The 15,021-nt window shown below is 38.0% G+C and carries 14 protein-coding genes; 11 read left to right on the top strand and 3 right to left on the bottom strand.

Annotation, left to right across the window (positions count from 1 at the left end; genetic code table 11):
* Positions 1 to 122: 122 nt before the first annotated feature.
* The 5 genes from sgtB to CD122_RS00935 all read left to right on the top strand — a co-directional run bounded on the left by sgtB (position 123) and on the right by CD122_RS00935 (position 4,561).
* The gene (gene sgtB, locus CD122_RS00955; protein WP_103357154.1) at positions 123 to 929 is read left to right on the top strand and encodes a monofunctional peptidoglycan glycosyltransferase SgtB; all 807 of its coding nucleotides are present in this window, start codon (positions 123 to 125) and stop codon (positions 927 to 929) included.
* 156 nt (positions 930 to 1,085) lie between these two features.
* Positions 1,086 to 1,889: a recombination regulator RecX gene (gene recX / locus CD122_RS00950; protein WP_103357153.1), complete on the top strand. Its 804-nt coding sequence runs from the start codon at positions 1,086 to 1,088 to the stop codon at positions 1,887 to 1,889.
* Positions 1,882 to 2,196: a YfhH family protein gene (locus tag CD122_RS00945; RefSeq protein ID WP_103357152.1), complete on the top strand. Its 315-nt coding sequence runs from the start codon at positions 1,882 to 1,884 to the stop codon at positions 2,194 to 2,196. The genes recX and CD122_RS00945 overlap by 8 nt, the downstream gene beginning before the upstream one ends.
* Before the next feature lie 15 nt (positions 2,197 to 2,211).
* Positions 2,212 to 3,741, top strand: coding sequence for an ATP-binding cassette domain-containing protein (locus tag CD122_RS00940; protein WP_103357151.1), 1,530 nt, complete (start codon positions 2,212 to 2,214; stop codon positions 3,739 to 3,741).
* A gap of 130 nt (positions 3,742 to 3,871) precedes the next feature.
* The gene (locus CD122_RS00935; protein ID WP_240624098.1) at positions 3,872 to 4,561 is read left to right on the top strand and encodes a teichoic acid translocation permease; all 690 of its coding nucleotides are present in this window, start codon (positions 3,872 to 3,874) and stop codon (positions 4,559 to 4,561) included.
* 64 nt (positions 4,562 to 4,625) lie between these two features.
* On the opposite strand, the gene CD122_RS00930 is transcribed toward CD122_RS00935, so the two are convergent.
* A complete protein-coding gene (locus CD122_RS00930) occupies positions 4,626 to 5,603 on the bottom strand; it encodes a metal-dependent hydrolase (RefSeq protein ID WP_103357149.1) in 978 nt (325 codons plus the stop codon).
* Positions 5,604 to 5,700: 97 nt separating this feature from the next.
* Between CD122_RS00930 and mutY the strand changes: the two genes are divergently transcribed.
* The 3 genes from mutY (at position 5,701) to CD122_RS00915 (ending at position 9,306) form a co-directional block, all read left to right on the top strand.
* On the top strand, positions 5,701 to 6,741 hold the full coding sequence (gene mutY / locus CD122_RS00925) for an A/G-specific adenine glycosylase (protein WP_103357148.1): 1,041 nt from the start codon (positions 5,701 to 5,703) through the stop codon (positions 6,739 to 6,741).
* Between the two features lie 93 nt (positions 6,742 to 6,834).
* The gene (gene ntdP / locus CD122_RS00920) at positions 6,835 to 7,377 is read left to right on the top strand and encodes a nucleoside tri-diphosphate phosphatase (RefSeq protein WP_103357147.1); all 543 of its coding nucleotides are present in this window, start codon (positions 6,835 to 6,837) and stop codon (positions 7,375 to 7,377) included.
* Positions 7,378 to 7,569: 192 nt separating this feature from the next.
* Positions 7,570 to 9,306 (top strand): ABC transporter ATP-binding protein, encoded by a 1,737-nt coding sequence (locus tag CD122_RS00915; protein ID WP_103357146.1) that lies wholly within the window; start codon positions 7,570 to 7,572, stop codon positions 9,304 to 9,306.
* A 52-nt stretch (positions 9,307 to 9,358) separates the two neighbouring features.
* Here CD122_RS00915 and CD122_RS00910 read toward each other — a convergent pair whose 3' ends face one another.
* Both CD122_RS00910 and CD122_RS00905 read right to left on the bottom strand, forming a co-directional pair.
* Complete coding sequence (locus tag CD122_RS00910; protein WP_103357145.1) at positions 9,359 to 10,453, bottom strand: FUSC family protein; 1,095 nt, start codon at positions 10,451 to 10,453, stop codon at positions 9,359 to 9,361.
* A 403-nt stretch (positions 10,454 to 10,856) separates the two neighbouring features.
* On the bottom strand, positions 10,857 to 12,143 hold the full coding sequence (locus tag CD122_RS00905) for a glutamate-1-semialdehyde 2,1-aminomutase (RefSeq protein ID WP_103357144.1): 1,287 nt from the start codon (positions 12,141 to 12,143) through the stop codon (positions 10,857 to 10,859).
* A gap of 82 nt (positions 12,144 to 12,225) precedes the next feature.
* Between CD122_RS00905 and bcp the strand changes: the two genes are divergently transcribed.
* The 3 genes from bcp (at position 12,226) to perR (ending at position 14,192) form a co-directional block, all read left to right on the top strand.
* Positions 12,226 to 12,684 carry a thioredoxin-dependent thiol peroxidase gene (gene bcp / locus CD122_RS00900; RefSeq protein WP_103357143.1) on the top strand — a complete coding sequence of 153 codons (459 nt, stop codon included), beginning with the start codon at positions 12,226 to 12,228 and terminating at the stop codon, positions 12,682 to 12,684.
* Between the two features lie 2 nt (positions 12,685 to 12,686).
* On the top strand, positions 12,687 to 13,637 hold the full coding sequence (locus tag CD122_RS00895; protein ID WP_103357142.1) for a phosphoglycerate dehydrogenase: 951 nt from the start codon (positions 12,687 to 12,689) through the stop codon (positions 13,635 to 13,637).
* A gap of 84 nt (positions 13,638 to 13,721) precedes the next feature.
* Complete coding sequence (gene perR, locus CD122_RS00890; RefSeq protein ID WP_103357141.1) at positions 13,722 to 14,192, top strand: peroxide-responsive transcriptional repressor PerR; 471 nt, start codon at positions 13,722 to 13,724, stop codon at positions 14,190 to 14,192.
* Positions 14,193 to 15,021 lie beyond the last annotated feature (829 nt).

Here is a 15,021-nt window from a genome sequence, read left to right as displayed (position 1 = left end):
ACCCAATTTTTAGCGATTATAACACTCATGCTTGGGACTGATTTTATACAAATAGTATAGATTAAAAGCGCAATACTTGATAAACTCACATTAATAAGACTAGAGAAAGTAGGTCATCATGCATGAGAAGATCTGACCGAATTCGCCAAATGCAGCAAGAACAGCCAAACGAACCGCGTTATAACACGTATTATCGACCGGTAGGAACGCCACCAAGCAAGCGACGACCAAGACGCATTTTTCGCTCAACCCTTTTTGGTATCTTGATTTGTGCCATTTTATTTGTAGGATTGATGTTTTTCTTGGCACAGCGCGCAGATGTTTCTGACTTAGTACAAATTGAACAGAAAGCAACGTATGTGGATGGTGAATATATGCCGAGCTATACGAAGGGTGCATTTGTTGCCGTGGAAGATAGACGTTTTTATGATCATCATGGCGTTGATTTTAGAGGGAGTATCCGTGCTATTTTCACATCAATTAAAGATCCAGATCGTTTACAAGGCGGCAGTACAATTACGCAACAGTTGGTAAAGAATTATTATTATGACAATCAGCAAACTGTAACACGTAAGCTGAAGGAAATGTTTGTCGCATGGCGAGTTGAAGATGAGTATGACAAAGATGAAATTCTGAGTTATTACTTAAATAATATCTTTTTTGGAGATAGCAGTTATACGATTGAGTCAGCTGCGAATTATTACTTTGGTACGACAACGAATATTAACAATACGAATTTGCCACAAATCACAGTATTGCAGAGTGCGATTTTAGCAAGTAAAGTGAATGCACCCTCTGTTTACAATGTGAATAATATGTCGGCATCATTTATTAACCGTACGAAAATGACTTTAGAAAAAATGAAACAACAAAATTATATTACGGAAGCGCAATACATTAAGGCGTTACAACAACTAGACGGTCAATAATCAGTCGCAATACAATCCCACGCAAACTCATGTTACGACATGGTCGAGTGGGATTTTTTGACGAATTCACAGAAATGCGTATCAGTTGTTTTCAACATATTTCAAATTCACTTATAATAAGTACATAAGATAAGCTAGTGGATTGGAGGGGGACAAATGTCAGTTATTTCAAAAATTGAAGTTCAGAAGAAAGATCAAGAACGATTCAACTTGTACATAGACGGCGAATTTAAAGCAGGTATTTCTATAGACACGCTCGTTGCATTTAACTTAAAAAAGGGCGATCGTGTTGATGACGCACAATTAGAGCGTATCCTTGCGCGTGAATATCAACAACAAGCGAACAATCAAGCACTGCATTATTTATCACATCGTAAACGTACCCGTCATGAAATTGAAAAGCATTTAGCTGACAAAGACTATTCAGAGACAGTTATTGCTGAAGCGATTGCTTACTGTGAAAGGCTCGGACTCATTGATCATGAAGATTATGTTGAGAGCCTAAAAAATACGATGTTGCGTACAACAGATAAAGGGCCGGAAATCTTTCGCCAAAAGCTCTATAAAGCAGGGATCGAAAGACCATTGATTGAAGCGGGTGTTGAACAGTATGTCGCTGAACAATCCTTTGATCAGATTTATCAAGTGGCGGAAAAGATTGTCCGTCAAAAAAAGGGGCCGGTTGCTAAAGTGAGACAACAAGTGCAACAAGGACTGATGCAGAAAGGTTATCAACTTGAGACGATCAATGCGGTTATCGATGCATTAGATTTTGAACAAGACCCAGAAATCATCGATAACTTATTGCAACGAGATCTAGAGAAATTTTATAATAAATATCGAAAACGCTATGACGGACGTCAATTGACGATGAAAACAATCGAGGCTTTAATGCGAAAAGGTTATACATATGACGACGTCCAACGAAAACTAAGAGAGAGTGGTATTGAAGATGAATAATAAACGTCTAAGTGAGATGAATCGCCAAGAAATTTTTCATGAAATACAGACATATAAAGAAAAAATGCGCAAAGCTGAAATGAATGGTATTATGAATGAATATGATGTATACCAAAACAAAGTAGTGATTGCGGAAAGCTATTTGGTAGATCCCGAGACGATTGAAATTGGTAAAATTTATCCGCTTCAAGACGGTTCGGAAGACCATTTCAAAGTAGAACGTCTAAAAGGTGTATTTGCATGGGGTTACCGTATTAATAGTGTTCGCTTTGAAGAAGGCTTGCCGCTCTCTTTATTAAAATTATAGAAGGGGTTTACGCAGATGAGTAATGCAATTGTGTTGAAGATGATCAACGTTACACACTATTACCGCAACCAAAAGAAGCAGAATGTGCTTAAGCCCTTTAGCTATCAACCTGAAGATATTGAATTGAACAATATTTCATTACATATCTATCAAGGAGAAGCGCTCGGTATTATTGGTGAACCTGCCTCATCTAAATCATTAGTTGGTGAAATACTTGCAGGGACAGTTCCGCCTGATAAAGGACGCGTTGTGCGTAAGGCGTCTTTGTTTTATGCGAATATGAACCAGAAAACAGTTGAACAAGTGAAAGTCATCGATTATGTGAATGATGTCATTCAGTTGTATGAAGACGAAGTGCCAGAGCATAAAGTCATACAAGTTATTAAGTATGCACATTTGGCAGATCATAAATATGAGCTCGTGCGTAACTTGACTGATGAACAGTATGCACAACTCATGTTCAGTTTAGCGCGTTCGTCCAATGCGGAAATTATTATATTAAGTCACTTACTTTCTTATTTAGATGCCGACTTTTTTGAAAAAGCAAAGACGATGGTGACGGAGTACGTTAACGATGGTTTAACATGGATTGCGATAGATAACGATATTTCAAAAATTAAAGCTGTCAGCAACTATATTGCGTGGATATCACATGGCCAATTGCGCATGGAAGGCTTCGTTAAGCAAGTCGTACCAGCGTTTGAACGTCATGAACAAGACAGAAAAAGTATTGAGTCACCAGAGGCGTTAGAACATTTTGATGAAGACTGGAAGCGCAATCGTTCGAGAATGCCGGAGTTAACGTATAACTTTAAACGTATTGAGCGTTATCATCATGCGAAGCCGCCAGTATTTTTGTCTCGTATATGGACGTGGACAGCCATTTTTCTTGCAGGTATGGTTGTGTCAGGACTGTTTATTTTTAATGACTTAGGTAAGTTAGATACGTCACAATTTACATCGCGAAATGGACTGACTGAGCAAGCAGAAGACCAATATGTTGAAAAGTTAGCATATGGTATCGTGACATCACAAGAAGCGACACTTGCGCCTATACAGAAGAAGGGTAATGAAGTAAAAATACCGTATCATACAGTTGCGACAATTACGGGGGAAAACAAGCGTAAATATCGTGTAACGTTGAATGGTGAAACGTATAGTGTGCCGAAAGAAAAGTTCTATTATGTGAATCCGGCAGCATTATATAACGATGTTGAGAGAGAAACGTTAGCGCCATTTATGAAGAATAATTACATTAACTATGTTGACTATTTTAATGGTGAACTACACAAATCACATCGTACAGTGAATGAAACACTCGTTCCTGAAAAGAAAAATCGCTATGTTGAACCGATTTTAGAACAACCGATTGCGATGTTATTTGATGATCAAAACAAGTTAATCGGTTATCAATTTCCAATTGTGAAAGAAGAGCAATTAAAAGAGAAATTTAACATTGATGATGACTTTTGGGTAGCTAAAACTGAAGCGGGCTACTATATTGCTGATTTTAAAGCACATCAATGGATTTTTATAGAATTGTAGGTGAGCGTCCGTGATAGAGAGCTTCATACGTTTTTTTCATGAAATACCTCGATTTTTGCGCTATGCACTATATCGCGTCAAAATGCATAGACGTTGGGTGCTCATGACAATACTGATTAGTAGTTTGTTGATGGTTTTAACAACTGTAATTTTCAAGCTATTAGGTACTGTAGATGTTACACAAATTGCCGTTCACTATCGTCTCACAGGTATTGTGACTTTTGCGGTGATTTGGGTGGCGATTTATAACAACTATCGTTTCTTTCCAAGAGATTACTACGTCACACGACACTTTAATAGTAGCCCATTTTTACACGTCGTATTATCAGGTGCATTTTACAGCGTCGCATTATTTGCGTTGATGATTGTGATGACATGGTTGAAATCGATAAACACAGAGACAACATGGATGGGTATTATATTTTATAGTTTGATGAGTATGTTTTTTATCGTGACACTGTCATTTTTACTCGGTGTTATCTATATGTTATATCCTAAATTAGATCGCATATTCTATATTGTATCCGCCGTGTTATTTGTGCTTGTACCGGTGCTGTACATCCCGAACAATACAACAAGCCTTGTCACGCATTTACTGATGCTGAACCCATTTTACTACTTGGTAAATGGCATGCAGCAATCAGTTATTGTAGGGCATGATGCACTCAATCATCTCGGTTATCATTTATACTTTTTATGCTTTATGGGGCTGATGGTCGTCTTTAGCTTTGCCTTAAGAGATTACGTCACACAACTAAAACCGAATGAGCATACGAATACGCAACAAACAGCTACAGAAGATGAGACAGCTAACGTCTAATCAATAAAAAATCCCGATACCTTCTCAATTCGGAAGTGTGTCGGGATTTCTATATTTTAAAAAGCTAGTGTGCATAGAGTTTTTTCATTAACTTGTCTTCACTAAATACCCAGCCAGTGTATGAGTGAAGAACTTCGAGGTCATTGTCTAAGTGTGCAATGGCGACAAATTGATAATGGCCATTTTTTAAATAACGTAAATCAATCAGGCGTAGTTCCATTGTATGGTCATCAATATGTTCAATATGCCAACGATAAATAGATGAAAAGTTTAAGAACGCGCGGATATTTGGATCACGTCTTACAGGTTTCATTATATCAATATCTGGAAGCGGCTGACGTTTGACTTTATCGCTAAACACGATGTTTCTACCATAACTACGTCCAACGTAATCGTGTTGTTCCGTTTGGATAGCAATACGCCACTGCATGAAACGAATCGTTGGTGCGATGAACACTTTGGTTGGTTTGCCGAGATGTTGCACTTGATTGAGCGCTTGTTTTTTGAGCCAACTTCGCATTTTAAAGCGCAGAATATAGTAGCAAACGAATAGCGATAAAACAGGACCGAACACCATATACGGGTGAACGCCCATTGCCCAAACTGCGATGGCTATCAATAGAATGGTAAAAATAATAGGATCAAACGTGTTAATGACACTCAGCTGAATCCATTTATTTGAGAAAGGGCGTAATGCCTGTGTGCCGTATGAATTAAAGATGTCAACGAACACGTGAAGGGCGACGGCTAACTGCGCCCAAAGCCAAATGTGTAAAGGTGATACGCCGGTGAAAAATATATAAGTTATAAACGTAATTAATAATGGCCATAGTAGGGTAAAAGGAATTGAATGTGTGATCCCTCTATGGTGGGTAATATAGGTTGCGTTATTTTTAAATTTTAGTACAGTATCTATATCGGGAATTAAAGAACCTGCAATAATAACAGTAGCTGTCGCTGCAAAGTTATTTGCAAGTGCTGGATCAGTTGTTGCAAGTGCTGTCAAACTGACACCCATTGCGATATGTGTAGCTGTATCCATTTATCTCACTCATTTCAATCTTACTTAATTTGTAATTTAATTATAAGGGATAATTTGTATGAACTAAACTATTTACTATGACAAGAAGGAGACTTTTATGTATTTTGAAGAGACATTTAAAGAGGCACTTGTATCGTGGTTTGATACGAATCAGCGACAAATGCCGTGGCGTGAGACGAAAAATCCTTACTATATTTGGGTGAGTGAAGTCATGCTGCAACAGACACAAGTAGATACTGTGCGCAGTTATTATGCACGCTTTATTCAACAGTTTCCAACAATTGAAGATTTAGCTGCTGCAGATGAAGATGACGTATTAAAACTTTGGGAAGGCTTAGGCTATTACAGTCGTGCGCGTAACTTTCATACAGCTGCCAAAGAGGTGGTAGCAAAGCATCAAGGTCAAGTGCCACAAGACCCAGAGGCATTTTTAGCATTAAAAGGGGTCGGTCCGTATACACAAGCAGCTGTGATGAGTATTGCGTTTGATTTGCCTTTAGCGACAGTTGATGGCAATGTGTTTCGCGTATGGTCTCGTCTCAACGATGATACACAAGATACAGCGCTACAAAAGACACGTAAAGCGTATGAAGCGGCACTCAACCCGTATGTTCAAACAGAGTCAGGTACATTCAATCAGGCAATGATGGAGTTAGGTGCATTGATTTGTACACCGACAGCGCCTCTGTGTTTATTCTGCCCAGTTCAAGCCAATTGTGAAGCATTTGATAAAGGTACAACATTAGAGCGCCCAGTCAAGACGAAAAAATTGAAAAAAACACAACATCAGTTACATACATTTTATATTGAAAATCAACACGGCGAGATGTTAATTGAACAACGTACAACCAGTTTGTTAAAAGGTATGTGGGAATTTCCAACGTATCCAGCAGAGACTGGACATGAGACACTCGAAAAACTATTTGGCGATGCAATTGTAATAGAAGAGGCACCAAGTTTCAGCTTAAAACATCAATTTACGCATATGACTTGGCATATTAAAGTTTTCCGCGCAAAAATCGTGTCAGAGACAAAAGTTTTAGAAAAACCGACACAACGCTGGATACCGGTATCACAGAAAGATGACTATACATTTCCAGTCCCAATGTCTAAAATATATGACGCGATGCAGCAGTAAGCGGATTGATTAAGTCAATTGTGGTTATATGCTATAATAATTCAGTAACAATGAAAATTCGCTTATTATGTATATGAAATGGTGGTGTAACAAGTGGTTAAAGCGTGTATTCCAAAAGAGGGAACAGCGGTAAAAATTCAATCCTACAAACATGATGGCAGTATCCACCGTGTATGGTCGGAAACGACAATTTTAAAAGGAACAGCAGATGTAGTGATTGGTGGCAATGATCATACCCTTGTTACTGAGAGCGATGGTCGCACATGGGTGACACGTGAACCTGCAATCGTCTATTTTCATTCAGAATACTGGTTCAATGTGATCTGCATGTTTCGAGAAGATGGTATCTACTATTATTGCAACCTCTCATCGCCTTTTGTGTGTGATGAAGAAGCATTAAAATACATCGACTATGATTTAGACATCAAGGTCTATCCAAATGGAAAATACCATCTATTAGACGAGGATGAGTACGAACAACATATGCAACAGATGAACTATCCTAAAGATATTGATGTGATACTGCGTGCAAATGTTGATATCCTGCAACAATGGATTGAACATAAAAAAGGACCATTCGCACCAGACTTTATCAAGGTATGGCGCAATAGATATCAAAAACTAAAAAATAGTTAACATCGACAAATGGGGCGTAAGGGGTTATGTCATGATGAGTCATCATACATACTCTTTACCCCCATCTGTTTCGGATTGAGATAAAAGCAGTTAGATTTGAGCAATATGGAGATAAGTATTCTCAGTCAGCTACTGTCTTATACAAATGCAACCATTTCATGACATTACAATTGAATAACAGGAGGTAACACCATGATTAGACGCTATCTTGAGTTTGTCAAACCTTACAAGTGGCTAATTTTCGGAACCATTATTGTAGGGATTATCAAATTTGGGATTCCGTTACTTATCCCATTATTGATCAAGTATGTCATTGACGATGTCATCAATAACGGGGCACTAAGTATTTCGGATAAGTACACACAATTAATGATTGCAATGGGGATTGCAGCATTTATTTTCGTAATCGTTCGTCCGCCTATTGAGTTTTTAAGACAATATATGGCGCAATGGACGAGCAATAAAATACTTTATGATATTCGTAAAAAGCTCTATGATCACTTACAAGCGCTGAGCTCTAAATTCTATGCGAATAATAAAGCAGGGGAAGTCATCTCTCGTGTCATCAATGATGTTGAGCAAACAAAAGACTTCATTTTGACCGGATTGATGAATATTTGGTTAGACTGTATTACGATTGCAATTGCATTATCAGTCATGTTCTTTTTAGATGTGAAACTGACACTTGCAGCAATTATCGTCTTACCATTTTACATTTTGACCGTTTACTTTTTCTTCGGTCGTTTGAGAGAACTTACACGTCAGCGTTCACAAAAATTAGCAGAAACACAAGGCTTTTTACATGAACGTGTTAACGGTATGGCAGTAATTAAAAGTTTTGCGATTGAAGAAAATGAAGCGAAAAACTTTGATAAACGTAATACGAATTTCTTAAATAAAGCATTTCGTCATACACGCTGGAATGCCTACTCATTCTCGGCTATCAATACAGTAACGGATATTGGACCATTAATCGTTATCGGTTACGGCGCATATCTCGCAATTTCAGGAAATGTCACAGTCGGGACACTGGCAGCGTTTGTTAGCTATCTTGAACAACTTTATGGACCGTTACGTCGACTTGTGTCTTCATTTACAACATTGACACAAAGTTTTGCATCGATGGATCGTGTGTTCCAGTTATTTGATGAACCGTATGATATTAAAAACTTACCGGACGCACAGCCATATAAAATTAAACGTGGGAATATCGGAATTCATAATATTTCTTTCCGTTATAATGAAGATGAGCGTGATGTTTTGAAAAACGTCAGTCTCGATATCCAACACGGTGAAACAGTTGCCTTTGTTGGTATGAGTGGTGGCGGTAAATCAACGTTAATCAGCCTGATTCCACGTTTTTATGATGTGACAGCCGGAGAGATTACGATTGAAGGGCATCCAATTCAGAACTTTGAGATTGGTAGTCTGAGACGCCAAATCGGTATGGTTCAACAAGACAATATTTTATTTTCTGATACGGTAAAAGAAAATATTTTATTAGGACGTCCGGATGCAACATTTGAAGAAGTGGTTGCCGCAGCTAAAATGGCAAACGCCCATGACTTTATTATGGCACTACCAAACGGCTATGATACAGAAGTAGGGGAGCGCGGTGTCAAACTATCAGGTGGTCAAAAACAAAGATTATCGATTGCACGTATCTTCTTGAACGATCCGCCGATTTTAATCCTCGATGAAGCAACAAGCGCATTAGACCTTGAAAGTGAAGCAATTATTCAAGAAGCGCTTGATACATTGAGTCACGATCGTACGACATTAATTGTTGCACACCGTTTATCAACAATTACGCACGCAGACCGTATTGTTGTGATTGAAAATGGTGAAATCGTTGAAAGTGGTACGCATGCAGCATTAATGCAACAACAAGGCGCATATCAACGTCTATACAATATTCAAAACTTATAATAAAAAATCCGCCCAAAACGAAATAATCATTTTGGGCGGATTTTTCTATCTTCTATAAATCAAAATCTTCTTCTAAAATATCGATTTCTGGGTCGTTCGCATGATATTTAAAATAACTAATGCTTAAACGATTCAAATGTTCTAAGTTATAACGATATTCCTCCAACGCGGAAATCACGTGCATAATATTGCGATAAGAATATGCTTGCTGATTCGGGTGCAATCTGACCTCATCTTGGAACGCATCCATAATATCGCGCTTCAACGGATTTGGAATTTGTTCAGTCGTTTCCGACACATTGAACTTTGCCTTTTTTGTAATACTAATCAAAATCTGCTCGTGAAATTGCGTCAATTCATCAATTTCTAACTTCATCTGTAGTAGTAAGTCATCGCTCAAATTCAACATATCATTTTGATAACGGTTCATACGTTTAAGCACGTCATATGCATCACGCGTTGACAGCACCATTTCTTTAAACAAAATTTTCTTTCTGATTAGCGCATATTTTTGTTTTTTCGTAAACGGTCGTTCTTCTTTGTAATATTCCAACAGCTGCTCTACATTCACAATGCGTTGACGCAACACTTCAAGGTCCGTCTTAACATGGTTAAATTCTGTCGCATCGTTGAGTACTAACTTAAACCATTTGAAAATATCAGTCGTAATATGCAATGAATTATAGTAAATTTTCGTTTCAAACTTTGGCGGTAGGAACGTCAGGTTCACGACAAAGGAACTGAGCACGCCAATCATAACCAAAGTAAAGCGATAAAAGGCTGATACATAGAACGAGCCATCGTGCTGTCCCATAATAATTAAGGCAGTCACAGTCGCTAACGTTGCAACATGGGCAATATTCATTTTATAAAGTAGCGCAATCAATAGAATAACTGTTGCACCCATAATAATCATATTATTGCCAAAGACAGTGACCATTGTGACAGCAAGCAGTGCGCCGATAATGTTCCCTTGAAATTGATCAACAATGGTTTTAAAAGTTCGATATACACTTGGCTGCATTGCGACAACCGCAGCAATACCAGCAACAGTAACCATACCAGCGTCAGAAGGTAATAAGCCTGCCACAGCAACAGCGAGTATTATCGCAATACCTGTTTTTAATATTCTAGCTCCAAGTTTCAAATAACAGCGCTCCTTTTTAGATTTCAATTTGCCTAGTCACATAAAGACAGAGTGAATGACGAAACTGATAGTACTCATAGTATAGATACTACTTGTTCATTTAGCAATGGCAAGCATACAGATGGGCTGGGCCATTAATAGCAACATTCGATTTAAATTTGAGATTTCGTGGAGAAGACAATAGCTGACTGGTATGAAAATACGCTTTTACACATCTAGTCAGCCATGCCCGGGGTGGGACAACAGAATCTTTGTTATTTCTGTAGTGCTCCTAAAGTATGCCGAAATCGTGGCGGTTCTGTCGAAAATCCTGCTTTTGGGACACCGTTTATGGGTTCCCCAGCCCATGTCTCACGCTCCACTAACAAATATTGAAGACGCCAAACCATCAGAAATTTATGAGTTAAAGTTGTTGGAACGCATAGTCTGCAGCTGCAAGTGTTTTATCAATATCTTCTTCTGTATGTTCTGTTGTTAAGAACCACGCTTCGTATTTGGAAGGTGCAAGATTAATACCTTGGTTCAGCATGAGTTTAAAGAATTTAGCAAACATCTCACCATCAGACTGATCTGCTTGGTCATAGTGTGTCACTTTTTCATCAGTAAAGTAGACGGTTAAAGCACCTTTCACACGGTTGATTGTTGCTTTCACATTGTATTTATCGATAGACGCTTGTAAACCTTGTTCTAACTTCGCACCAAGACGGTCAAGACGGTCATAAACGCCTTCTTGTTCTAATACTTCTAATAAGGCGATTCCCGCTTTCATTGACAGTGGGTTACCTGCCATTGTACCCGCTTGATAGGCAGGACCGAGTGGCGCAACTTGTTCCATAATTTCTTGACGACCACCGTACCCGCCGATTGGCAAGCCACCGCCGACAATTTTACCGAATGCTGTAAGGTCAGGGTAGACACCTAAAAGATCTTGAGCGGCACCATAGTGGAAGCGGAATGCGGTGATAACTTCATCATAAATTACGAGACCACCGTATTCGTGCGTGATGTCATTGACTTGTTCTAAGAAACCTGGCTGTGGCTCTACCATACCAAAGTTACCAACGATAGGTTCAACTAAGACACCAGCAACTTGATCACCCCAATGCGCCATCGCTTCTTTAAAGGCTTCGATATTATTAAACGGAACGGTAATCACTTCTTGCGCAACACTTTGTGGCACGCCGGCAGAGTCAGGAGAGCCTAATTGTGAAGGGCCACTACCAGCTGCAACGAGCACTAAATCAGAATGTCCATGGTAACAACCTGCGAATTTAATAATTTTGTTACGCCCTGTGTATGCACGTGCAACACGGATTGTTGTCATGACTGCTTCAGTACCAGAGTTGACGAAACGCATTTTTTCAAGAGATGGAATCGCCGCACGTAATTTTTTGGCAAATTCAATTTCAAGTTCTGTAGGTGTACCATATAGAACGCCAAGAGCTGCTTGTTCTTGAATCGCTTTGGTAATGTGAGGGTGGGCGTGACCAGTAATGATTGGCCCGTATGCTTGTAAATAATCAATGTATTGGTTGCCATCTACGTCATACAAATACGCACCTTGTCCTGATTTCATAACGACAGGCGCGCCACCACCGACTGCTTTATACGATCTAGAAGGCGAGTTGACACCTCCTAGTATATATTCATTAGATTGTTGTTGAAGTTGTTCACTTTTTGAAAAGTCCATTTTGACTTCGACCTCTTTCTATTTAATCTTTTCTCTTATTATCGTATCATTATTGTATCGAAATCAAGAGAGAGGGATGTTTATGTTACAAAAAGGGATGCAATTTCCAGATTTTACGTTACAAAACCAAAATGGAGAAGCGGTGTCAAAAGCGGCATTAAAAGGTCAAAAAGTGATTTTGTATTTTTATCCGCGTGATAACACACCGACTTGTACGACAGAAGCATGTGACTTTAGAGATAACTTAGCCTATTTTAACGATTTGAACGTTGCAGTGTATGGTGTAAGTGGTGATTCACAGCGCAAACATCAAAATTTCATCAATAAACACCAGCTGAATTTTGATTTGCTCGTTGACGAAGATTATCAATTATCTGAAGCGATAGGGGTATATCAACTCAAAAAGTCATTTGGCAAAACATCCATGGGTATCGTGAGAACAACATTTGTATTAGATGAAGAAGGAAATGTCTTAGACGTCATTGAAAAAGTAAAAGTGAAAGACCAAATGGCACAACTCAAAGAAATATTGGAGGGATAGTCATGCTCGTTGTCAGTTTAATGCGTTTAGGGGACGAAGAAGCACGCCTACGTGAACAATTTCCAGAAGTGGCGTTTGAATTTTATAAATATCCGGGTGAATTACCAGTAGAAACGCAAAAAAATATGGATGTGTTAATTTCATATCATGGTGCGGTAGATGAATCGTTTATTGATGCTGCACCAAACTTAAAATGGATTGCGTGGTATGCAACAGGGGTCAACAGCTTACCGTTAGAGAAGTTGCACGAACGTGGAATCAAGTTGACGAATGGAAAAGGCGTGCACGCACAACAACTGAGTGAATGGTTGTTCGCCTACATCCTTGACGACTTTAAACAATTAAAGGCTGTGTATGAGGAACAGTTAAATAAACAGTACAATCGAAAAAGACTCACTAGAACATTAGATAGTACGACTATTTTATTTTTAGGAACAGGCGTCATCCCACAACGTGCTGCACAAATCGCAAAAGTGTTTGGCATGAAAACAATAGGATTAAATACTACAGGACATGAGGTAACGCAATTTGACGAAACGTATCCGTTGGCTGAAAGACACAATATATACCGCCAAGCAGATATTGTTGTGAACGTGTTACCTGAAACCAAAGAAACGTATCATCTTTTAACAATTGATGATTTTGAAGCAATGGACTCAGAAACACTCTTTATTAACATTGGAAGAGGGACGATTGCTAGTACAGACGTATTAGTGAAAGCATTAAAAGAAAAAATGATTAGGGCAGCTTACCTTGATGTCTTTGAAGAAGAACCATTGACAGAGGATTCACCGTTGTATACATTAGATAACGTCTTTTTAACAAGCCATATTACCGGTAATGGCGCAGATAACAAAGTGAAGGCAACTCAAATATTAAAAAACAATTTACCACATTTTCTCAATAACGGTAGTCTAATTGAGAATGTTGTAGATCTTAATAAAGGATATTAGTATAAATATTGACATGATATTACTAAAAGACTTATATTATTGTTAAGTAATAATTATTATTAATTGGAAAGACGGGTGAAAAAAATGCATGCAGAATTGGAAAAACATAATCATCAACATGAACATCAATTGGATGAATCGATCGCTTCTTTAAGAAAAGCAGGTGTACGAATCACACCACAGCGCCAAGCGATTTTAAAATTTCTCATCAAAGTTGATACACATCCAACTGCTGACGAGATCTATCAATCTTTATCACCTGATTTTCCAAATATTAGCGTGGCTACGATTTATAACAATTTAAAAGTCTTTAAAAAAATCGGCATCGTTAAAGAGTTAACATATGGTGACGCATCGAGTCGATTTGACTTTGATACGCACAATCATTATCACGTGATTTGTGAAAAATGCGGTAAGATTGTTGACTTTCACTATCCATTATTGAGTGAAGTTGAACAGCTTGCACAGCACGTAACGAACTTCAACGTTTCACATCATCGTATGGAAATATACGGTATTTGTGAATCATGCCAGCAAGCTGAACAAGATAAATAATAACGATCACTTCTTTCTATAAAAGAGTAGTTTATGGGAAGAAGTGATTTTTTTGTGATTTGAAAGTATTATAAAGGCGTTAAATCGGATGCTGTTATGAAGCGGGGTTTAAAGCTGTCGTTATAGATATAGAAAAGATAGGTCTGTAAAGTTAGGAAAATAATGGGGGTGTAAGTAGAATGTTATTTTAAAAACCTGACTATCAAAATTTGAAAAGTGCAGTTGATGAGTATGCGCTGTATTGTTCGAAAAATTATAGATTACTGATCAAACATATATAGATATTAGAGCGTAAAAAAATTGTATAGAGCTGTTCAACAAAGCGTTACTTTTTGACTAGAAAGGAACCGGGAGTGGGATAGAAATCTCATTTTTTCTAAAAGGATTCCGTTGTCCCACATCAGCAAGGATGACTAGACATGAAAAAGCTTGTAAAAGTGTATTTAATGTAAGTCAGCTACTGCCATATATAAAATCTCAAGCTTAATTTGAATGGTAGTATTAATCTCCCATCAACTTTTAGTGTGTAAGTGCGCACGCAAAAGATAGACAGTGAGTGTCAAACAATATATTGATGTTATTTAAATTAATAGTGTTTATTCTTGTAATAAATTGAAATGGACTATTTAACAAACAATGAAGATTAAAAAATTAACGATTGTAATGATAGATGTTGGGCAGGAGAGGGACAAGCATCTCATTTTCTATTAAAGATTCAATTGTGCATATCGGAAAGGCTGAATTGGCATGAAACATTTGCAACAGCCTGATTTTAATTCTATATGAACTTTCTAACTAAAAAGTATGTATTAACAGCATAGTTCTATTG

The organism is Staphylococcus rostri (assembly GCF_002902145.1).
GTDB lineage: Bacteria > Bacillota > Bacilli > Staphylococcales > Staphylococcaceae > Staphylococcus > Staphylococcus rostri.
This window is presented reverse-complemented; position numbering and strand designations above follow the sequence as displayed.

Coding starts and splice junctions, on each gene's coding strand:
- sgtB (WP_103357154.1), top strand. CDS start 123: ATGAGAAGATCTGACCGAATTCGCCAAATGCAGCAAGAACAGCCAAAC.
- recX (WP_103357153.1), top strand. CDS start 1,086: ATGTCAGTTATTTCAAAAATTGAAGTTCAGAAGAAAGATCAAGAACGA.
- CD122_RS00945 (WP_103357152.1), top strand. CDS start 1,882: ATGAATAATAAACGTCTAAGTGAGATGAATCGCCAAGAAATTTTTCAT.
- CD122_RS00940 (WP_103357151.1), top strand. CDS start 2,212: ATGAGTAATGCAATTGTGTTGAAGATGATCAACGTTACACACTATTAC.
- CD122_RS00935 (WP_240624098.1), top strand. CDS start 3,872: ATGGTTTTAACAACTGTAATTTTCAAGCTATTAGGTACTGTAGATGTT.
- CD122_RS00930 (WP_103357149.1), bottom strand. CDS start 5,603: ATGGATACAGCTACACATATCGCAATGGGTGTCAGTTTGACAGCACTT.
- mutY (WP_103357148.1), top strand. CDS start 5,701: ATGTATTTTGAAGAGACATTTAAAGAGGCACTTGTATCGTGGTTTGAT.
- CD122_RS00915 (WP_103357146.1), top strand. CDS start 7,570: ATGATTAGACGCTATCTTGAGTTTGTCAAACCTTACAAGTGGCTAATT.
- CD122_RS00905 (WP_103357144.1), bottom strand. CDS start 12,143: ATGGACTTTTCAAAAAGTGAACAACTTCAACAACAATCTAATGAATAT.
- bcp (WP_103357143.1), top strand. CDS start 12,226: ATGTTACAAAAAGGGATGCAATTTCCAGATTTTACGTTACAAAACCAA.
- CD122_RS00895 (WP_103357142.1), top strand. CDS start 12,687: ATGCTCGTTGTCAGTTTAATGCGTTTAGGGGACGAAGAAGCACGCCTA.
- perR (WP_103357141.1), top strand. CDS start 13,722: ATGCATGCAGAATTGGAAAAACATAATCATCAACATGAACATCAATTG.